The sequence below is a fragment of the Planomonospora algeriensis genome, from assembly GCF_977012225.1.
Map to the genome: position 1 here is coordinate 1 of NZ_CDRNDK010000559.1, position 3,630 is coordinate 3,630.

Sequence of the window (3,630 nt, forward strand, 5' to 3'; positions counted from 1 at the left end):
GCCGACGACCGACGTGCCGCAGGGCGGCGGGGGGCGCCCGCGCCGTCGAGGGCGGCGCGCGCGTTCCGTACGGCGTCCTCGGTGGCCTGCCCGGTGTCCCGGGGGGTCTCGGGGGCCGGGGTGGGCTGCCGGTGCTCGCCGACCACCGCGCCCGTGATGTCGGCGACCCTGGCGTCGATGTGGGTGCGGGTGACGTCCAGCGCGGCGACGTACGCGGCGGACGGGTTGAGCCGGTAGACCTCCGCGGTGCGTCCCGGCATCCCCTCCCGCACGCCGCCCGGCACGACCAGCCCGGCCTCCTGCAGCCGGAGGAGGAGCTGCGAGGCGGTGGGCTTGGACAGGCCGGTGAGGGCGCCGATCTCCGGGCGGGTCAGCGGGCCGCGCTCCAGGAGCGCCTGGAGCGCGGCCCGGTCGTTGATGGCGCGCAGCAGGCTCGGGGTGCCCGGTGTCGGCTGAGGCACGGCCCCTCCAGAACGTCGTCTTCAAGTTAGGAAAGTTTCCTAACTTGAAGAGAATCTAAGGAGCCGGAGGCGGGCCGTCAAGGAGGGGGAGAGCGCCGAAACCAAGCCGTGACGACGGCGGGGCGGAGGGTGTGCGATGGCCGGGGAAGGAGGGCGGCCCGGGGAATGTGAACATCTCAACGGACCTGCTAGGGTGATGGTTTGTCATAACAACCAGCACAATGCATTTATATGGCCCGGAGTATCCTATTAGCGGCAAAGATAATGGAGCGACGGCAACCCGTCAAATCGAGCTCGCCAGGGAACAGGAGTATGTCACCTCCCTCTACGAGCGGCTCGACCTGTTGCGCGACCGCACCCAGCGGCAGCTCGACGGAGTGCTGGCCCAGGGCGGCGGCGGCACCCACCAGAACCGCTCGGAGCGCGACAGCTTCGCCGGGATGTACGCCGAGCGGCTGGCGCGCCTGTGGGCGGTGGAGAACGGCCTGTGCTTCGGCCGGCTCGACAACGCCGACCACACCTCCCTCTACATCGGCCGCATCGGCCTGGCCGACGACGACCAGCGCCGGCTGCTGATCGACTGGCGGGCACCGGTGGCGCAGCCGTTCTACCGGGCCACCCCCGCCTCCCCGATGGGCGTCACCCGCCGCCGCCACCTGCAGACCAAGGGCCGCAAGGTGATCGGCGTCGACGACGACCTGCTCGACCTCGACACCCTCAGCGACGAGGACGTGGCCACGCTCAACGGCGAGGCCGCGCTGCTGGCCTCCCTCGGCGCGCACCGCACCGGCCGGATGCGCGACATCGTGGCCACCATCCAGGCCGAGCAGGACCGCATCATCCGCTCGGACCTGTCCGGCGTGCTCGTCGTGCAGGGCGGGCCCGGCACCGGCAAGACCGTCGTGGCCCTGCACCGGGCGGCCTACCTGCTCTACACCCACCGGGAGAAGCTGGCCCGCCGGGGCGTGCTCATCCTCGGCCCCAACCTGACCTTCCTGCGCTACATCGAGCAGGTCCTGCCCTCCCTGGGCGAGACCGACGTGCTGCTGTCCACGGTCGCCGAGCTGTACCCCGGGATCACCGCGACCGCCGCCGAGCGGCCCGAGACGGCCGCGGTCAAGGGCGACGAGCGGATGGTCCAGGTCGTGGCGCGCGCCGTACGGGAGCGGCAGCGGGTGCCCCGCCGGCCGATCGAGATCAAGCTGGACCGCTACACCCTCAGCCTCGACGGCCGCACCCTGGAGGCCGCGCGCAACCGGGCCGCCCGCTCGCGCCGTTCCCACAACGAGGCCCGCTCGGTCTTCGTCCGCCACCTGCTCAACGCCCTCGCCCGGCAGGCCGCCAAGCTGCTGGGCAAGGGCGTCATCGACGACGACGAGCTGGCCGACCTGCGCGAGGAGCTCCGCACCGAGCAGCCGGTGAAGGCCGCCCTGAACCGGCTGTGGCCTTACACCACCCCGCAGCAGCTCCTGCTGGGGCTGTTCACCTCCCGCGAGCGGCTGGAGTACGCCGCGGCCGACCTGAGCCCGGACGAGCGCGCGCTGCTGCTGCGCGAGCCGCCGCGCAAGGGGGAGGGCTGGTGGTCGCCCGCCGACGTGGCGCTGCTGGACGAGGCCGCCGAGCTGCTCGGCGACATCGACCCGGGCGTGCTGCGGGCCGGGGCGTGGATGGCCGAGGAGGAGCAGGCCGCCGCCCGCGCCGCCGCGCGCGAGGAGGACAGCATGCAGCTCGCCTACGCCAAGGAGGTGCTGGAGCTGACCGGCCTGTCCGAGATCATGGACGCGGAGAAGTTCGCCGCCCGGCACCTGGGCGACGAGTTCTACCTCACCACCGCCGAGCGGGCCGCGGGCGACCGCACCTGGGCCTTCGGCCACATCATCGTGGACGAGGCGCAGGAGCTGTCGCCGATGGACTGGCGGATGGTCATGCGCCGGTGCCCCACCCGGTCGATGACGATCGTCGGCGACCTGGCGCAGACCGCGTCGGCCGCCGGAGCCCGCTCCTGGGAGCGGGTGCTCGACCCTTATGTGGGCGGGCGCTGGCGGGTCGAGAACCTCACCGTCAACTACCGCACCCCCACCGAGCTGATGGCGGTGGCCGCCGCGGTGCTCCCGCTGGTCGGTCCCGGGCTCACCGCCCCCGCCTCGGTCCGCGAGACCGGTGAGCGGCCCTGGGCGGCCTCGCCGCTGGAGTCCCTGCCCGAGGTGGTCAAGGCCGAGATCGTTGAGGGTGGCCGCCTGGCGGTGCTCGTCCCGGAGTCCCTCAGAGCCGAGCTGGGCGAGGCGGTGACCCGGGCTGTCGACGGCGCGGTCGCCGGGCCCGGCGCGGCGGCCCTGGACGCCCCCGCGGCGGTGCTGAGCGTCGCCGACGCCAAGGGCCTGGAGTTCGACACGGTCATCGTGGTCGAGCCGGACCGCATCCTGAGCGAGTCCCCCGCGGGGCGAGCGACCTGTACGTGGCCCTGACCCGGGCGACGCGGCGGCTGGGCGTGGTCCACGGCGCTCCGCTCCCCGAGCCGCTCGCCGGGCTCGAGCAACGCCGGACCGGCTGAGCCGCCCGCCGCGGGCGGCTATCCGGATACGGAGCAAGGCCGGAGGCTGCTCGACCGGACGTGCGCTAGCTGCGGAAACGGGGTGTTTCCGCAGTTGGTGACGAGGTTGACATCTGAGCTGAGGCCGGTAGTTTTGCTGCCCAGTCCAGCACGGGACTGGCCGGTTGGCCGCCTCCGACATCACCGGTTCCTCGCCCCGCGGCGGAGCGTGACTCCGCCCGTACAGCCAGGCGCAGGACCGCTGGTCAGTCGGGTCGGGGCACCCCAACCGGGCGGGGGAACGAACCCGGGAGGGGCCTGGGCACCCAGTAGACAACGGCAATCCGCGCCCGCCGCCGACGGGACGGAACCGGTCCGAAGGGTTCGTCCGGGCACTCTTTCCGCTCCCGTGCCGGCGAGTGCAAGTTTCGGGGTGATCCCCAGGGCATCCGTCCGCCCTGGAGGTCACCCCGCTGCCGTGTCGGGGGTAGCGTTCGGTTGGCAGGTCCAGCCAGGTCCGACGTCCGCAAGGAGCCCCCGTGGTGCAGGAGAAGACGGCCCCTCCGCCGGGGGCTCCCCCGGCCGCGTCGCCGGAGGGCGTCCCGGACGGTCCCCGGTGGCGGGACCGCTCGGCCGGAC

1 protein-coding gene and 1 pseudogene are annotated in these 3,630 nt (G+C 73.2%); one reads left to right on the forward strand and one right to left on the reverse strand.

What is annotated here, in order from left to right; all coding sequences use genetic code 11:
• Positions 1 to 461 (reverse strand): MarR family transcriptional regulator (locus ACWJ6R_RS32385; RefSeq protein WP_449065864.1); only part of this gene is annotated, 461 nt, incomplete at its 3' end.
• A gap of 221 nt (positions 462 to 682) precedes the next feature.
• Between ACWJ6R_RS32385 and ACWJ6R_RS32390 the strand changes: the two are divergent.
• Positions 683 to 3,012, forward strand: a pseudogene (locus ACWJ6R_RS32390) (HelD family protein).
• Positions 3,013 to 3,630 lie beyond the last annotated feature (618 nt).